The organism is Kitasatospora sp. NPDC059088 (assembly GCF_042738155.1).
Lineage (GTDB): Bacteria > Actinomycetota > Actinomycetes > Streptomycetales > Streptomycetaceae > Kitasatospora.
Map to the genome: position 1 here is coordinate 56,226 of NZ_JBHYGR010000005.1, position 14,977 is coordinate 71,202.

Annotated in this window: 12 protein-coding genes and 1 pseudogene; 5 read left to right on the forward strand and 8 right to left on the reverse strand. The window is 72.3% G+C overall.

Annotated elements, in window-relative coordinates:
* Positions 1–146: 146 nt before the first annotated feature.
* The 4 genes from ACFWXO_RS03855 to ACFWXO_RS03870 all read right to left on the reverse strand — a co-directional run bounded on the left by ACFWXO_RS03855 (position 147) and on the right by ACFWXO_RS03870 (position 4,894).
* The gene (locus tag ACFWXO_RS03855; RefSeq protein ID WP_380521971.1) at positions 147–1,610 is read right to left on the reverse strand and encodes a hypothetical protein; all 1,464 of its coding nucleotides are present in this window, start codon (positions 1,608–1,610) and stop codon (positions 147–149) included.
* Entirely contained in the window at positions 1,607–2,341 is a 735-nt protein-coding gene (locus ACFWXO_RS03860; protein ID WP_380521973.1) for a DUF6114 domain-containing protein, read from the reverse strand. Before ACFWXO_RS03860 ends, ACFWXO_RS03855 begins: the two co-directional genes overlap by 4 nt.
* Before the next feature lie 133 nt (positions 2,342–2,474).
* Positions 2,475–3,146 (reverse strand): DUF6230 family protein, encoded by a 672-nt coding sequence (locus tag ACFWXO_RS03865; RefSeq protein ID WP_375891492.1) that lies wholly within the window; start codon positions 3,144–3,146, stop codon positions 2,475–2,477.
* Positions 3,147–3,901: 755 nt separating this feature from the next.
* Positions 3,902–4,894, reverse strand: coding sequence for a tetratricopeptide repeat protein (locus ACFWXO_RS03870; protein ID WP_375891491.1), 993 nt, complete (start codon positions 4,892–4,894; stop codon positions 3,902–3,904).
* Between the two features lie 492 nt (positions 4,895–5,386).
* Here ACFWXO_RS03870 and ACFWXO_RS03875 point away from each other — a divergent pair, with 492 nt between their 5' ends.
* Positions 5,387–5,938: a TetR/AcrR family transcriptional regulator gene (locus ACFWXO_RS03875; RefSeq protein WP_380522065.1), complete on the forward strand. Its 552-nt coding sequence runs from the start codon at positions 5,387–5,389 to the stop codon at positions 5,936–5,938.
* A 56-nt stretch (positions 5,939–5,994) separates the two neighbouring features.
* Here ACFWXO_RS03875 and ACFWXO_RS03880 read toward each other — a convergent pair whose 3' ends face one another.
* The 3 genes from ACFWXO_RS03880 to ACFWXO_RS03890 form a co-directional block, all read right to left on the reverse strand.
* Positions 5,995–7,680, reverse strand: a complete 1,686-nt coding sequence (locus ACFWXO_RS03880) for a methylmalonyl-CoA mutase (protein WP_375891490.1) — start codon at positions 7,678–7,680, stop codon at positions 5,995–5,997.
* Positions 7,681–7,919: 239 nt separating this feature from the next.
* Complete coding sequence (locus tag ACFWXO_RS03885; protein WP_375891489.1) at positions 7,920–8,258, reverse strand: DUF3817 domain-containing protein; 339 nt, start codon at positions 8,256–8,258, stop codon at positions 7,920–7,922.
* 76 nt (positions 8,259–8,334) lie between these two features.
* A complete protein-coding gene (locus ACFWXO_RS03890) occupies positions 8,335–8,871 on the reverse strand; it encodes a MarR family winged helix-turn-helix transcriptional regulator (protein ID WP_375891488.1) in 537 nt (178 codons plus the stop codon).
* A gap of 498 nt (positions 8,872–9,369) precedes the next feature.
* On the opposite strand from ACFWXO_RS03890, the gene ACFWXO_RS03895 reads away from it, so the two are divergent.
* On the forward strand, positions 9,370–10,998 hold the full coding sequence (locus tag ACFWXO_RS03895; RefSeq protein ID WP_380521977.1) for a M4 family metallopeptidase: 1,629 nt from the start codon (positions 9,370–9,372) through the stop codon (positions 10,996–10,998).
* A gap of 449 nt (positions 10,999–11,447) precedes the next feature.
* Positions 11,448–13,067 (forward strand): M4 family metallopeptidase, encoded by a 1,620-nt coding sequence (locus tag ACFWXO_RS03900; RefSeq protein ID WP_380521979.1) that lies wholly within the window; start codon positions 11,448–11,450, stop codon positions 13,065–13,067.
* A gap of 105 nt (positions 13,068–13,172) precedes the next feature.
* Here the strand turns inward: ACFWXO_RS03900 and ACFWXO_RS03905 are convergent, their stop codons facing one another.
* Entirely contained in the window at positions 13,173–13,484 is a 312-nt protein-coding gene (locus tag ACFWXO_RS03905; RefSeq protein WP_375891485.1) for a DUF3817 domain-containing protein, read from the reverse strand.
* A gap of 247 nt (positions 13,485–13,731) precedes the next feature.
* Between ACFWXO_RS03905 and ACFWXO_RS03910 the strand changes: the two genes are divergently transcribed.
* Together ACFWXO_RS03910 and ACFWXO_RS03915 are read left to right on the forward strand one after the other, a co-directional pair.
* A complete protein-coding gene (locus ACFWXO_RS03910; protein WP_380396790.1) occupies positions 13,732–14,535 on the forward strand; it encodes a DUF2127 domain-containing protein in 804 nt (267 codons plus the stop codon).
* Between the two features lie 80 nt (positions 14,536–14,615).
* Positions 14,616–14,901, forward strand: a pseudogene (locus tag ACFWXO_RS03915) (AIM24 family protein); the annotation flags it as partial.
* Between the last annotated feature and the right edge of the window lie 76 nt (positions 14,902–14,977).

Here is a 14,977-nt window from a genome sequence, read left to right on the forward strand (position 1 = left end):
GGCCCGCGGCCCCGGGGGGGGGCCCGGCGGCGCTGCCCGCCCGGGAACCCCCCCGCGGGGGGGGCCCCGCGCCCCCTGCGCGGGGCGCCCCCCCCCCCGGCGTTTTCGCGTCCGCTACCCGGCGCCGTGCGTCCGCCGCTCGGCGGTCACTTGTCGCTGTAGGGCGCGTCGTCGTTGAACAGGTGCATCCCCGGGATGTGCAGGGTGCCGCCGAACTGGCCGGCCTGCTTGGCCGTCACCCCGGTCAGCTCGATGTCCAGCGGGATCGGGATGGCGCCGATCAGGTCGTACAGCCAGCGCGGCAGGGTGTCCGGGGTGAGGGTGATCTCGCCCAGGTCGATCGGGATCGGCAGGCCGAGCAGCTTGGACAGGTGGCCGGACAGCCGCTCCACGTACATGGTGACCGGGCCGTTGCGCATGGTCGAGGTCGAACCCGGGGCGCTCTGGACGTGGAAGGTGACGCCGTTGCCCTCCAGGGTCGACATGTCGAGGTTCTCGATGTCGACGCTGTCGACCACGAACTTCAGCACCCGCTTGGTGCCGGTCGGGGTCTTCACGTCGTAGACGCCGTGGAAGGCCGCGCCGTGCAGGCCGAGGCGGCTGGTCTGCAGCGTCCAGTTCTGCTCCGGGACGACGTGCTCGGCGGTGGCCGCACCGGCGGTCAGGTTCCGGGCGTCCACGTCGCAGTTGGGGTTCGCGGTGGGCGAGCCGGACGGGGTGGCGGCGGCCGAGGAGCCCGCCGACGGGGTCGTGGACGGAGCCGCCTTGCCACTCGCCCTGCCGCCCGCCTTGGCGCCCGAGGCGGTGGCGGCCGGCGAGGGCTGCCCGCCCGAGGGCTGGTCGGCGGCGGACTTCCCGTCCGGGGACTGTGCTGCGGGCGGCGCGGCCTGCTGGGTGCCGGCGGCCGGGGCCTGCGGCTGGGCGGGCTGCGCCGGGGTGCCGACCCGCGGGGCGGGGGCGGCCGGGCCCTGGGGGGTGGCACTCGGTGTCGCGCTCGGCGAAGGAGTGGCCGAACCGCCCGGGTTCAGCAGGTGGTTGATGCCGCCGACGAGGTCGTCGATCAGCCCGGCCCGGCTCGCGGTGGCCGTGCCGCTCCCGGTGCCCGGGTAGACGGCGCTGACCGCGCCGGAGCCGCCGGTGGTGGCGGAGCGGACGGCCGACTGGGTGGCCGCCGTCGCCGGCGGGGGCTTCACCGGCGCAGTGGTCGGCGCCGTGGTCGGTATCTGGGTCGGCGCGGTGGTCGGCGTGGTGGTCGGCAGCGAGCTCGGGCCGGACGAGGGCGTCGTCGTCGGGCTCCCGGTCGCCCCCGGCGTACCGGTCGGCGCGGGCGGCGGCTCGGGCAGCTCGCTCTTGGGGACGGGCGTCTCCTCGACCGGCGCCACGTCCGGCACGGCCACCGGCGCGTTGCCGCACGGCTTGCCCGCGGCGGACTCGGCGACCGCCGGGTTGGGCGTGTAGGCGGCCGCCATCAGCAGCGCGGTCGGCACCGCGGCCATCGCCAGGGCGCGGCCTCTCAGCCGGACCCGGACCGGCGTGCGCGGCGCGGCGTGCCGGCCGGAGCGCTGCGCGGGGACGGCCGTGCCCTCTGCTTGCTCGGCCGGCCCGGTCACCGCGCCCCCTCCTGCTCCCCGGCGGTGCCCTGCTTCGGAACGGCGGCCTCGGCGGCGGCCTCTGCGGCGGGCTCGGCCGCGGGCTCGGCCGCCTGCTCCACGGGCCCGCCCTGGGCGGGCAGCTTCGCGGTGGGCGCCTCGACGGCGGCGGTCTCGGTGGCGACCTCAGCGGTGGCGACCTCAGCGGTGGCAGCCTCGGCGGTGGTGGCCTCGGCGGTGGTGGCCTCGGCAGCGGCGCTCTCGGTGGCGACGCTCTCCGCCACCGCACCGTCCGCCGGCCGACCGCGCCGTGCGCGCCGCCCCTTGGCCGGCGCGGTGGACGGCTCCGGCAGCGGCGCCCAGGAGACCATCAGTCCGCCGCCGATCAGACCGGGCAGCAGGGCGAGGCCGAAGCCCGCGAGGTTGGAGACCGGGATCGAGACCAGCGTCAGCAGGATGGTCGCGATGCCCGCGAAGACCCGGACGGCGGGCTGGAACCAGGCGGTCAGCCCGAGGATGATCATCAGTACCCCGATGATCAGCGACCCGGCACCGGCCGTGGTGGACATCGCGATGGTCAGCCCGCCGAAGGTGAGGTGGGCGTACGGGAAGTAGAGGATCGGGACGCCGGCGATCATGGCCAGCAGGCCGCCCCAGAAGGGCCTGGAGCGGCGGAATTCACGGAAGTGCCGCCAGAGCCACCCGACGGGGTTCTGCTGACGGGGCCGCGTCTCGACCGTTGCGCTGGACATGGTGCAGCTCCTCGACGTCGCTACGAGGGAAGAACGAAAAAGGTGGGTGCCGGGGGTGGCGGTCGCCCGCCGCCCCCGGCCCCGGGTTGCCCAGTCATCCGGGCACGCCGGTCGGCGTGCCGTCAGACGTGGCTCAGAAGCACTCGTTGCCGGCGCCGTCACCGCTCTTGAGCGCGAGGTTGAGGCCGTTCAGCTTGAACGTGCCGGCCGAGGTGGCCCGCGCGGTCTGCTGGACGCCGCTCAGGTCGGCGGTCTTGGCGGACTGGGCGAAGCCGGTCGCGCCGGTCGGCAGGCCGGCGCCGCCGCCCGCCTTGGTGACACCCGCGTGCGGGGCCCAGCCCTGGGTGGCCGTACCCGAGAGGGTGGAGGCGTCCTGGCCGATGTTCATCTGGGTGAAGGTCGCGTCCGCCTTCAGCTGCTCCAGGTCGATCAGCAGGTTGTCGGCCTGGACCGGCTTGCCCGCCTCGGTACCGGCGTGCAGCTGGAGGGTGATCTTGCCCAGCCCGAAGCCGGACAGGTCCGTCACCACCGACTGGCACAGGTTGGTGATGTCGGCGTGGTCGAAGGCCGAGACCGCGACCGGGTGGGGCTTGCCGTTCGCCTCGATGTCGACCGAGCCGAACTGGGAGAAGTTGGTGCCGTGCAGCTGGTCGGTGCTGACCTTGAACTGCTGGCCGGAAATGCTGAACGAGGCGGCGAGCGCACTGTTGGCGATCGAGACGCCGACCATCGCGGTGGCCGCGACGCTCGGCACCATCACCAGGGCGAAGCGCTTCCAGCGGGTCTTGCCGTAGGTCTTGGACATGCGAGTCCTCCTTCTAGGACGTACATCTCCGGCTTCCCGGCGGCGCGTCCCGCGCCGGTGGGAGCCTGGGATGGGAGAGAGCTACGTCCTCGGTAGCGGAGAGCGCCTTGGGCGTCGTCGGACGCGGGAGGGGCCTGCGTACTGCGGCACTCCCGTCCCGAAACCGGCCGTCCTTGCGGGACGACGGGTCGGACCGACGACATCGGCGATCACCCCCGAGCGACAACCAGCGACCGCGCAGGGCCGCGCGGCCGGTCGAGGACAGGAACCGCCGTGGGACCGCGGATACCCCCCTGCCCTCCCTACCGCCGACCGGAGCCGGCGGATCACCCGGTGGGGATCCCGCGCTCCGCGTGGCCGACGGGCTGTCGGCGGGTGTGGAGTCTGGGACCGGGCGTGGCCGATCGTGCTTGAATCCCGGGCGAAGCACAAGGGGTGCCTTACTGACGGGTAATGCAACACCAGGTGGCATTGATCATGGAATTGACCCGAGTTGCACCGTGCGTGACGTGTTGAAGGAAACGTGACGGCGAAATCTGCCGGAAACAGGAACGAAACACCCGTGGGTGGTCACGGAAAGTGACCACCCACGGGTGAAATCAAGATTTGGTAAACCTCTGTCCGGTTGACCGGATTGTCGCCAAATCACCAGGCGACACCGCAGGTCATCCGAGGTGCCAGGCACCCGGTGCCAGCACCGGGGCCGGGCCGCCGCGGGAGCGGCTCGGAACGGCGGGCTCAGAACAGCACGCGGCTCAGAACAGCACGCGGGCCAGCGCCGCACGGGCCACGACCACCCGCGGGTCCTCCGGGCCGATCACCTCGAACAGCTCCAGCAGGCGCAGCCGGGCGGTGTCCCGGTCCTCGCCGAAGGTCCGGCCGACGGTGTCCACCAGGCGCCCGAAGGCGTCCTCGACGTGACCGCCCACCAGGTCCAGGTCAGCGGCCTGCAGCTGGACGGCGACGTCCTTCGGGTCGGCGGCGGCGGCCGCCCGGACCGACTGGAGGTCCAGGCCCTCGACCCGGTGGAGCAGCTCGGCCTGCGCCAGGCCCAGCTTGGCCTCGGTGTTACCCGGCTGGTCGACCAGCACGTTCCGGTACGCCTGGACGGCGCCGCTCAGGTCGCCGGCGTCCAGCGCGTCGTGCGCGGCGGCCAGCGCCGGGTCCTCCGGCCGCTGCACCGCGGCGTCGTCGGCCTCGCCCGGGACGACCGCGCCGCCGGAGATGCCGAAGCGCTGCTCGGCGACCAGGATCAGCTGGTCCAGCACCTTGCGGACGTTGGCGGCGCTCTCCGCGCCCTGGAACAGCGGCACCAGCTGACCGGCCACCACGGCCATCACGGCCGGGATGCCCTGGATGCCGAACTGCTGGGCGATCAGCTGGTTGGCGTCCACGTCGATCTTGGCGAGCACGAAGCGGCCGGCGTACTCCTCGGCCAGGCCCTCCAGGATCGGGCTGAGCTGCTTGCAGGGCCCGCACCACTCGGCCCAGAAGTCGATGACGACCGGCACCTCGGCGGAGCGCTGGACGACCTCGGTCTCGAAGGTGTCCTCGGTGACGTCGATGACGAGCGGGTAGGCGGGCTGGGGGGCGGCGACTCCGTCCGCTTCGGCGGCGGCCGCCTGACGGGCCCGCTCGGCCCGGGCCTGCTCGGCCTTCTGGGCGGCCTCACCGGCCGCCTTCACCGCGGCGAGGTCGACCGCACCGCGCAGGGAGGAGCTGTTGAGACGCGAATTCCGTGGCTGCATGGCACCATCCTCCCCCGTCCGTACTGCTCGCGGGCACCAACCTCCGGAAAGTCGCCCCGCGCGGGCTGCGCGGTGCGGGTTCCCGGTCGGTGCGCCCTTCCCCCGGTAGCCTGAACCGTTCGGCGCGGATCCCCACCCGCACCCGCGCCGCCCCGTCCCACGGGATCGGCGCCTGGTTGTCACTGCTTTCGCTACAGGTCGTAGCGTAACTGGAGCCGGTGCCCCGGCCGCAAGCCCCACCGGCGGTTCGGGGACGTGAGCTGCCCCACTTTCACGGTCCGCCCGGCTGCCCGAATCGGCGAACAGTCGCTACCGTTACCAGCCCCACCCAGGTTACTTACCAGTAGATCGCAAGGAGGCCCGGTGCCGGCCGCCCAGCCCTCCGTGAGACCGGACGACACCGTCCGGGACGGCTCCGCTCGGGAGGGCACCGCCCGGGAGGGCGCCGTCCGGGCCAAGGGCCGCCCGCGCAGCGCCGCCGCCGACCTCGCGATCCTCGACGCCACCCGCGAGGCCCTCGCCGAACTCGGCTGGGGCGGACTGACCATGGGCCACGTCGCGAGCCGGGCCGGGGTCGCCAAGACCACGCTCTACCGGCGCTGGCCCTCCAAGAACGAGCTGGTGGTCGACGCCGTCGCCAGCCTCTTCGACGAGCTGGTGATGCCCGACCTCGGCAGCCTGCGGGCCGACATCGAGGCCGTGGTCGGCCAGTTCGCCGACCTGCTGGCCCGCCCGGAGACCCAGGCCGCGCTGCTCGCCCTGTTCGCCGAGGGCACCCGGGACCCCCAGCTGCGCCGCCGGATCCGGGAGGCCATCGTGGACCCGCAGAAGCGGCTGGTCCGGCAGGGCCGGGCGGCCGCCCAGGCGCGCGGCGAACTGGAGGCGGACACCGACACCGCCTCGGCCTGCGAGGAGGTCGACATCATCTTCGACACCATCGCCGGCACCGTCGAGCACCGCGTGCTGGTCAGCGGCGAGCCGATCACCCCCGCGTGGACCCGCCGCTTCATCGACCTGCTGCTCGGACCGCTGATCATCGGCTGACGGCACGCCGGAGCCGCCGTACGGACCTCCGTACGGCGGCTCGGGTGCTCAGCGGGTCAGAAGGCCGCGTTCTCCTGGTACGTCCCCCACTCCTGCCGCAGCGCGTTGCAGATCTCGCCCAGGGTCGCCTCGGCGCGCACCGCGTCCAGCATCGGCGGGATCATCGACTCGCCCGAGCGGGCCGCCGCCAGCATGGCGTCCAGCCCGGCCCGCACCGCCGCCTCGTCCCGGGCCGCCTTGCGCTCGCCCAGCACCCGCACCTGCTCGCGCTCGACCTCGTGGCTGACCCGCAGGATCTCCAGGTCGGGGGTGACGCTGCGCGGGTGGCAGTTGACGCCGACCACGCGCTTGTCCCCCTTCTCCACCGACTGCTGGTACTGGAAGGCCGCCTCGGCGATCTCGCCGGTGAACCAGCCCTCCTCGATGCCGCGCAGGATGCCGGAGGTGATCGGGCCGATCTCGTGGTCCTCCCGGCCCTTGTCCAGGATCCGCCGGAAGATCGCCTCGGCCTGCTGCTCGATCCGGTCGGTCAGCGCCTCGACGTACCAGGAACCGCCCAGTGGGTCGGCCACGTTGGTGACGCCGGTCTCCTCCATCAGCACCTGCTGGGTGCGCAGCGCGATCTCGGCGGCCTGCTCGGAGGGCAGCGCCAGGGTCTCGTCCAGCGCGTTGGTGTGCAGCGAGTTGGTGCCGCCGAGCACCGCGGAGAGCGCCTCGACCGCGGTGCGCACCACGTTGTTGTACGGCTGCTGCGCGGTGAGCGAGACGCCGGCGGTCTGGGTGTGGAAGCGCAGCCACTGCGCCTTGTCGGTCTTCGCGCCGAAGCGGTCGCGCATCCAGCGGGCCCAGATCCGGCGCGCGGCGCGGAACTTGGCGATCTCCTCGAAGAAGTCCAGGTGGGCGTCGAAGAAGAAGGACAGGCCGGGCGCGAAGACGTCCACGTCCAGGCCGCGGGACAGGCCCAGTTCGACGTAGGCGAAGCCGTCCGCGAGGGTGTACGCCAGCTCCTGCGCGGCCGTCGCCCCGGCCTCGCGGATGTGGTAGCCCGAGACGGAGAGCGGCTTGTACGCCGGGATGCCCCGGGCGCAGTGCTCCATCAGGTCGCCGATCAGGCGCAGGTGCGGCTCGGGGGCGAACAGCCACTCCTTCTGGGCGATGTACTCCTTGAAGATGTCGGTCTGCAGGGTGCCGTTGAGCACCGCCGGGTCCACGCCCTGGCGCTCGGCGGCGACCAGGTACATGCAGAAGATCGGGACGGCCGGGCCGCTGATCGTCATCGAGGTGGTGACCTCGCCGAGCGGGATGCCGGCGAACAGCACCTCCATGTCGGCGGCCGTGTCGATGGCGACGCCGCAGTGGCCGACCTCGCCGAGCGACTTGGGGTCGTCCGAGTCGTACCCCATCAGGGTGGGCATGTCGAAGGCGACCGAGAGGCCGCCGCCGCCCGCGTCCAGGATCATCCGGTAGCGCTCGTTGGTCTGCTGGGCGTTGCCGAAGCCGGCGAACTGCCGGATGGTCCAGGTGCGGCCGCGGTAGCCGGTGGGGTGCAGGCCGCGGGTGAACGGGTACTCACCGGGCCAGCCGATCCGCTCGAAGCCCTCGACGGGCTGCCCGGGCGCCGGGCCGTAGACCGGCTCGACCTCGTCGCCGGAGAGGGTGGTGAAGTCCGCGTCGCGCTTGCGGGCCTTGTCGTACCGCTGCTGCCAGCGCTGCCGTCCGCGCTCGATCTCCTCGGCGTCCATGGGCCGAACTCCGCTCCGTACGGCCGCCACGGCACCGGGCGGCACAGCTATTAGGACGTCCTACTAATTTACTCGGACGTCCTAGTACTTGTCGATGGAGCCCCGCCCGCGGAAACGGCAGCGGCCGGGAACGACCCGGCCCGGTCGGACCCGGATGCGCCGAGGGCGCCCCTCCCCCGCTCGGGGAAGGGGCGCCCTCGTGGCGCGTGCTCGTGGCGCGTGCTCGTGGCGCGGGCGGCTCAGACGCCGGCCGGCTGACGGGCGCCGCCCGCCGGCAGCTGCTCGGCGGCCTCGCGGGCCACCCGGCGCTCGAAGACGAAGGAGAGGAACGGGATGCAGCCCGCCGCCAGGGTCAGCACCAGGCGGCCGAGCGGCCACTTGAGCTTCTGCCCGAGTAGGAAGGTCACCACGAAGTACCCGATGTACAGGTAGCCGTGCAGCATCGCGACGTAGGTGGTCAGGTCCTCGGCGGTGCTGAACCCGTACTTCGCGACCATGAAGCCGCAGAACACCAGGAGTGCCACACCGGTCGCAATGGCCAGGCCGCGGTACCAGCCCAGCAGGGGGGTCGCCTTCATACTCTTCCTCGCCTCGCTCGGCTTTTTCGGCCGGTACGCCCGGATCCGCGCACCGCTCCCACGAGGGTAGCCGCCCTCACGGCCGCCCTTCCGCAGCCCCCTCGTCCGGCTCGGCGAAGTCGCCCGCCGCGATCCGCAGCGGCTTGAGCAGTTCGAAGACCTGCCGGCACTGCTCGGGACCGTACTCCTCCAGCCCGAACTCCATCGACATCAGCTCCCGGGTGGCCTCCTCGACCACCTCGCGGCCGCGCCCGGTGATCGCGGCGAGCACCCCGCGGCCGTCCAGCGGGTTGGGGCGGCGGGCGACCAGGCCGGCCCGCTCCAGGCGGTCGACGGTGTTGGTGACGCTGGTCGGGTGGACCATCAGCCGCTCGCCGATCTTGGAGAGCGAGAGCTCGCCGGTCCGGCTGAAGGTCAGCAGCACCAGCGCCTCGTACCGGGCGAAGGTCAGTCCGTACGGCTTGAGCACCGCGTCGACCCGGGACAGCAGGATCTGGTGGGCGCGCATGATCGAGGTGATCGCCGCCATCGAGGGCACGGTGCCCCAGCGGCGGGCCCACAGTTCGTCGGCGCGGGCGATCGGGTCGAAGTCGAGTGCGAGGGGCTTGGCCACCTCCTTACCGTACCGGCGGACGGGACGTGTGCTACCAGCCGTCCTGATGGTGGACAAGCGCGACGCGTGGCGGGATCCCGCCAATCGGACGGCCAGGTCCATACCTGGACATTGCGTCGGTGTGAACTGCGGGCAACAGCCGCCCGGCACAACGGGGTTGACCATCGAACGCCCGAACGCCCCGCTAGCAGGCCTCGGTTCGGACCGGAACCCGCTGAAAGTCGGGGCGGAACGCCCCCTTTGTCCGCCCGTTCACATTCCTTCGTCTTGGCGGGACTTGGCCAATTCATGAGGAAGACCTGTCATTTGATTTGCTCGATTGTCATGCTTTCCGCCAACCCCGTTCGACCGCCACCACCCCCACCCAACCGGTGGCAGCCGCACGACCGTTCGGGGTCCTCGCACGTCAGCGCCCGTCCCGCCCCGAAGGTGCCGAACCCGGCCCCCCGGGACGCGGCGCGACCGCGCCCACACGCGGTTTCCCGGAAGGACTCGTCCGTGAAGCGAAAGCTCGCCGCAGTCGCCGTACTCTCCGCCACCGCTCTGCTCACCGGTGTCGTCCAGGCCGGCGCGGCCCAGGCCGACCCCGCCCCGCAGGCCGGCAGCTCCCAGCAGCTCGCCGCCCTGCTCGCCCAGGCGAACGGCCAGTCCGGCAAGGTCGCCCACGCCCTGTCCCTCGGCGGCCAGGAGCAGCTGGTGGCCAAGGACGTCGTGGTGGACGCCGACGGCACCCGCCACCTCCGCTACGAGCGCACCCTCGCCGGGCTCCCCGTCCTCGGCGGCGACCTGGTCGTGCACCAGAAGGCGGACGGCACCACCACCGCCGTGGACAAGGCCGTCGGCGCCAAGCTCGCGCTGCCCAGCCTCACCCCGCAGATCCCCGCGGACAAGGCGGCCGCCCAGGCCACCGGCGCCGTGCAGTCCACCGTCGGCATCACCGTCGACGAGGACGAGGCGCCGCTGACGGCGGTGCACCAGACCGGCAAGGCCGAGCTGGTGGTCTGGGCCACCGACGGCAGCCCCCGCCTGGCGTACCGCACCACGGTCGAGGGCGAGCGCGCCGACGGCACCCCGAGCCGCCAGCTGCTGGTCACCGACGCGGCGAGCGGCCAGGTGCTGTCCACCCACGAGGAGGTGCAGACCGCCGCCGGCACCGGCAAGGGCGTCTTCGTCGGCACCGTCCCGCTGACCACCACCCAGAGCGGCAGCTCCTACCAGCTCAAGGACGCCACCCGCGGCGGCCAGGCGACCTACACCCTCAAGGGCAAGACCTCCGGCTCCGGCACCCTGGTCGCCAACACCACCAACAGCTTCGGCAACGGCCTGGCCTCCAACGCGGAGTCCGCCGCCGTGGACGCCCAGTACGGCGCCGCGGTCACCTGGGACTTCTACAAGAACACCTTCGGCCGCAACGGCATCAAGAACAACGGCGTCGGCGCCGCCAGCCGGGTCCACTACGGCTCCAACTACGTGAACGCGTTCTGGGACGACTCCTGCTTCTGCATGACGTACGGCGACGGCTCGGGCAACACCCACCCGCTCACCGCGCTGGACGTGGCCGGCCACGAGATGAGCCACGGCGTCACCTCCGCCACCGCCGGCCTCAACTACTCCGGTGAGTCCGGCGGCCTCAACGAGGCCACCTCGGACATCTTCGGCACCATGGTCGAGTGGTACGCCAACCTGCCCTCCGACAAGCCGGACTACCTCATCGGCGAGCAGATCAACATCAACGGTGACGGCAAGCCGCTGCGCTACATGGACCAGCCGTCCAAGGACGGCGCCTCGGCGGACTACTGGTCCTCCACGGTCGGCAACAAGGACGTCCACTACTCCTCGGGCGTCGCCAACCACTTCTTCTACCTGCTGTCCGAGGGCAGCGGCGCCAAGACCATCAACGGCGTCAACTACAACAGCCCGACGTACAACGGCTCCAGCCTCTCCGGCATCGGCCGGGACAAGGCGGCGAAGATCTGGTACCGCGCGCTGACCACCTACTTCACCTCCACCACCAACTACGCGGCGGCCCGCACCGGCACCCTCAAGGCCGCGGCGGACCTGTACGGCGCCACCAGCGCCGAGTACAGCGCCGTCGCCGCGACCTGGACCGCCGTCAACGTGAAGTGACGCCCGGCGGAAGGTGAGCTGGACGCCCGGGGCCCCGTTGGAGGGCAGGCCCCGGGCGTCCGTCCATGTCCGCCGCCGGTCCGCCGCGCCCCCTCGCCGCCGGTCCGCCGCGCCCCCGCGGCGCGTCAAGCGGTCCCGGTTGGCGGAGTCCCGCCAGCCGGGACGAACCGAAGATTCCGGACAGTGGACGGCAACCGAACCATCCGCACCGCCCCTGGCGACTCCTGGCCAATCCCGGGAGGCGCCCTGTCCTTTCCTGCCACGGATTGTCATGCTTATGACCAAGCTCCCGCCCGACGGTCCGTCGCCCCCACCCGACCGACGGACCGTCAGCGGCCGTACGGGAGCAGCACGTTCGCGCCCTACCGCCCCAACGGCGCCACCCCCGGCGCCCCGGTACGCGGCGCACCCGCACGCACGCGCGGGTCCCGTGGAAGGAACTGCCCCACGTGAAGCGAAAGTTGACCCTCCCGGCGGTGCTCTCCGCCACCGCACTGCTGGCCGGCGTCGTCCAGATCGCCGCCCTCCCCGCCGCCCAGGCCGCCGACCTGTCGCAGTCCGCGCCGCTCGCGATCGCCGCCGGCCAGAGCGCCCCGCTCGCCGGCGCGCTCGCCCTGGGCGCCCAGGAGCGGCTGGTCGCCAAGGACGCCGTGGTGGACGCCGACGGCACCCGCCACCTCCGGTACGAGCGCACCTACGCCGGCCTGCCGGTGCTGGGCGGCGACCTGGTCGTCCACCAGCGCCCGAACGGCTCGGTGGCCTCGGTGGACCGCGCCTTCGACGGCCGGATCGCCCTGCCGAACGGCCTGGCCCCCGGCCTGTCCGCCGACCAGGCCGCCGCACGGGCCACCGACGCGGTGCGGGCGACCGTCGGCCTGGCCGCCGACGACGACGAGGCCGCGCTCAGCCGGGTGGACGGCACCGACCGGACGGACCTGGTGGTCTGGGCCGCCGACGGCAACCCGCGGCTGGCCCACCGCACGGTGGTGCGCGGCGAGCGCTCCGACGGCACCCCGAGCAGCCAGCAGGTGGTCACCGACGCGGCCACCGGCGACCTGCTCTCCACCCACGAGGAGGTCCAGACCGCGGCCGGCAGCGGCAAGGGCGTCCACGTCGGCACCGTCCCGCTGACCACCACCCAGAGCGGTTCGACCTACTCGCTCAAGGACGCCACCCGGGGCAACCAGTCGACCACCGACCTCAAGGGCGGCACCTCGGGCAACGGCTCGCTGTTCACCGCCACCAGCAACACCTGGGGCAACGGCCTCACCTCCAACCGCCAGTCGGCCGCCGTGGACGCCCAGTTCGGCGCCTCGGCCACCTGGGACTTCTACAAGAAGACCTTCGGCCGCAACGGCATCAAGAACAACGGCGTGGGCGCCCTCAGCCGGGTGCACTACGGCTCGAACTACGTCAACGCGTTCTGGAACGACTCCTGCTTCTGCATGACCTACGGCGACGGCAACGGCAACACCAACCCGCTCACCGCGATCGACGTCTCCGGCCACGAGATGACCCACGGCGTCACCTCCGCCACCGCCGGCCTCAACTACTCCGGCGAGTCCGGCGGCCTCAACGAGGCCACCTCGGACATCTTCGGCACCATGGTCGAGTGGTACGCCAACCTGCCGGCGAACCCGCCGAACTACTGGATCGGCGAGAAGATCAACATCTTCGGCAACGGCAAGCCGCTGCGCTACATGGACAAGCCCTCGCTGGACGGCAAGTCCGCGGACTCCTGGTACTCCGGCGTCGGCAACCTGGACGTCCACTACTCGTCCGGCATCGCCAACCACTTCTTCTACCTGCTCTCCGAGGGCAGCGGCGCCAAGAGCATCAACGGCTACAACTACAACAGCCCGACCTCCAACGGCTCGAAGGTCACCGGCATCGGCCGGGACAAGGCGGCCGCGATCTGGTACCGCTCGCTGACCGTGTACTTCACCTCCACCACCAACTACAAGGCCGCCCGCACCGCGAGCCTCAAGGCCGCGGCCGACCTCTACGGCGCCAACGGCGCCGAGTACAAGGCGGTGGCGGCGGCCTGGAGCGGGGTCAACGTCAACTGACCGCGCCCCGCACGAGCCATCCCCGGTAAGAAACGGCGACAGGCTGCCGCGGCCCTTTGGGAGAGGAGGCCGTGGCAGCCTGTCGGCCGTCCACCCGGAGCGGGATCAGGCGGTGGCGGGCTCCAGCTCGCCGCGCTCCTCGCGGCCGAGCATCCGCTCGGCGAAGAAGCCGCCGAAGGGCAGCACCGAGAGCACGAAGAGCAGGGCGCCGCGCTTGACGTCCCACTTCTGCGCCTGCCAGGCCTGGATCCAGAAGACCACGTACAGGACGAACAGGACCCCGTGGACCATGCCCATCACCGGCACGGCGTCGAAGGACGTGGTCCGCTTCAGCACCGAGCAGATCAGCAGCAGGACGAAGGAGATCGCCTCGGGGGCGGAGACCAGGCGCAGGCGGTGGACGGCGCTGCTGTTCACGTTGGATACCTCAATACGGGGGTCGGAGGCGTGGGCACGCTTGTGAAGCGACTCACAAGCCTTCCGGCCATTATCACCGAGCACACGTACGGGCCCCGGGCCGGGGGTGGCCACCGTGCCGGATGTCACAGCCGCGCGCCAGAACCCCGCCGGCCGCAGCAGGGCGTCGCCCGTACCCCCTATCCTGCTGCCCGCGCGCCCAACGGAACCGGGCGCCACCGGCATCGCACCACGGGGGTAGCACCACATGTTCAAGCGTGACTGGGACCGCAGGACCTGCGCCAAGCGCGGCCACATCACCTACGCGCCGACCGAGCCCGAGCTGGCCGCCCGGCTGCACACCGCCACCGCCGTCGGCGACGCCTGGCGCTGCCTGCGCTGCGGCGACTTCGCGCTCGGCGCCCCGCACGGCTCCGGCCCGGCGGCGGACGCCCCGCTGGTGCCCCGCGGCAAGGCGCTGCGGGACCTCTTCATCCTGCGCTTCCTGGCCGTCGAGCGGGTGCTGCGCGGCGTGATCATCATCCTGATGGCCTGGGGCGTCTGGAAGTTCTCCAACAGCCAGGAGGCCGTGCAGCGGATCTTCGAGGACGACCTCACGATCTTCAAGCCGGTCACCGACCACTTCCACTGGGACCTCGACCACGCCCCGATCGTCGAGACCATCCGCAAGACCTTCGGCTACCAGAAGAAGACCCTGCTGGTCGTCGCGGGCGCGATGATCGCCTACGCGCTGATCGAGATCGTCGAGGCGGTCGGCCTCTGGCTGGGCCGGCGCTGGGCCGAGTACCTGACCGTGGTCGCCACCGCCGCCTTCCTCCCGCTGGAGGGCTACGAGCTGCACGAGCACGTCAGCGCCGTGAAGGTCTGCACCCTGCTGCTGAACATCGCCGCGGTGCTCTGGATCATGCTCTCCAAGCGGCTGTTCGGCCTGCGCGGCGGCGTGGTGGCCTTCGAGGCGGAGCGCCACTCGGCCTCGCTGCTGGAGGTCGAGGAGGCCGCCGGGACCGTCCCGCACCCGGGCCACGGCCACGGGGCGCACGCACGCTCCTGACGCGAACGATTGTCCCGAGTCCGTACCGGTCCGCCCCGGCCCTCTCGCCCGGCCGCCCCCGCGGCGGCTAGATTGCGGCCGTGGCACAGTTCAGACTCCAGGGATCAAGGGTCCTCGCCGTCGAGTTGGGCGGGGACGCCGTCAAGGCCCGGCACGGCTCGATGGTCGCGTACACCGGCCAGATGACCTTCAAGAAACTGACCGGCGGCGGGGACGGGCTGCGCGGCATGGTCGCCCGCAGACTCACCGGCGAGCGGATGACGGTCATGGAGGTGAAGGGGCAGGGCACCTGCTACTTCGCCGACCGGGCCACCGAGATCAACCTGGTCCGCCTCGACGGCGAGACGCTCTACGTGTCTCCGGTCCACCGGCGCTGCACCGCGGGCGGGGGGCCCCCCCGCCCCCCCCTCACCCGGGGGTGACGCGGGGGCACGGGGCCCCG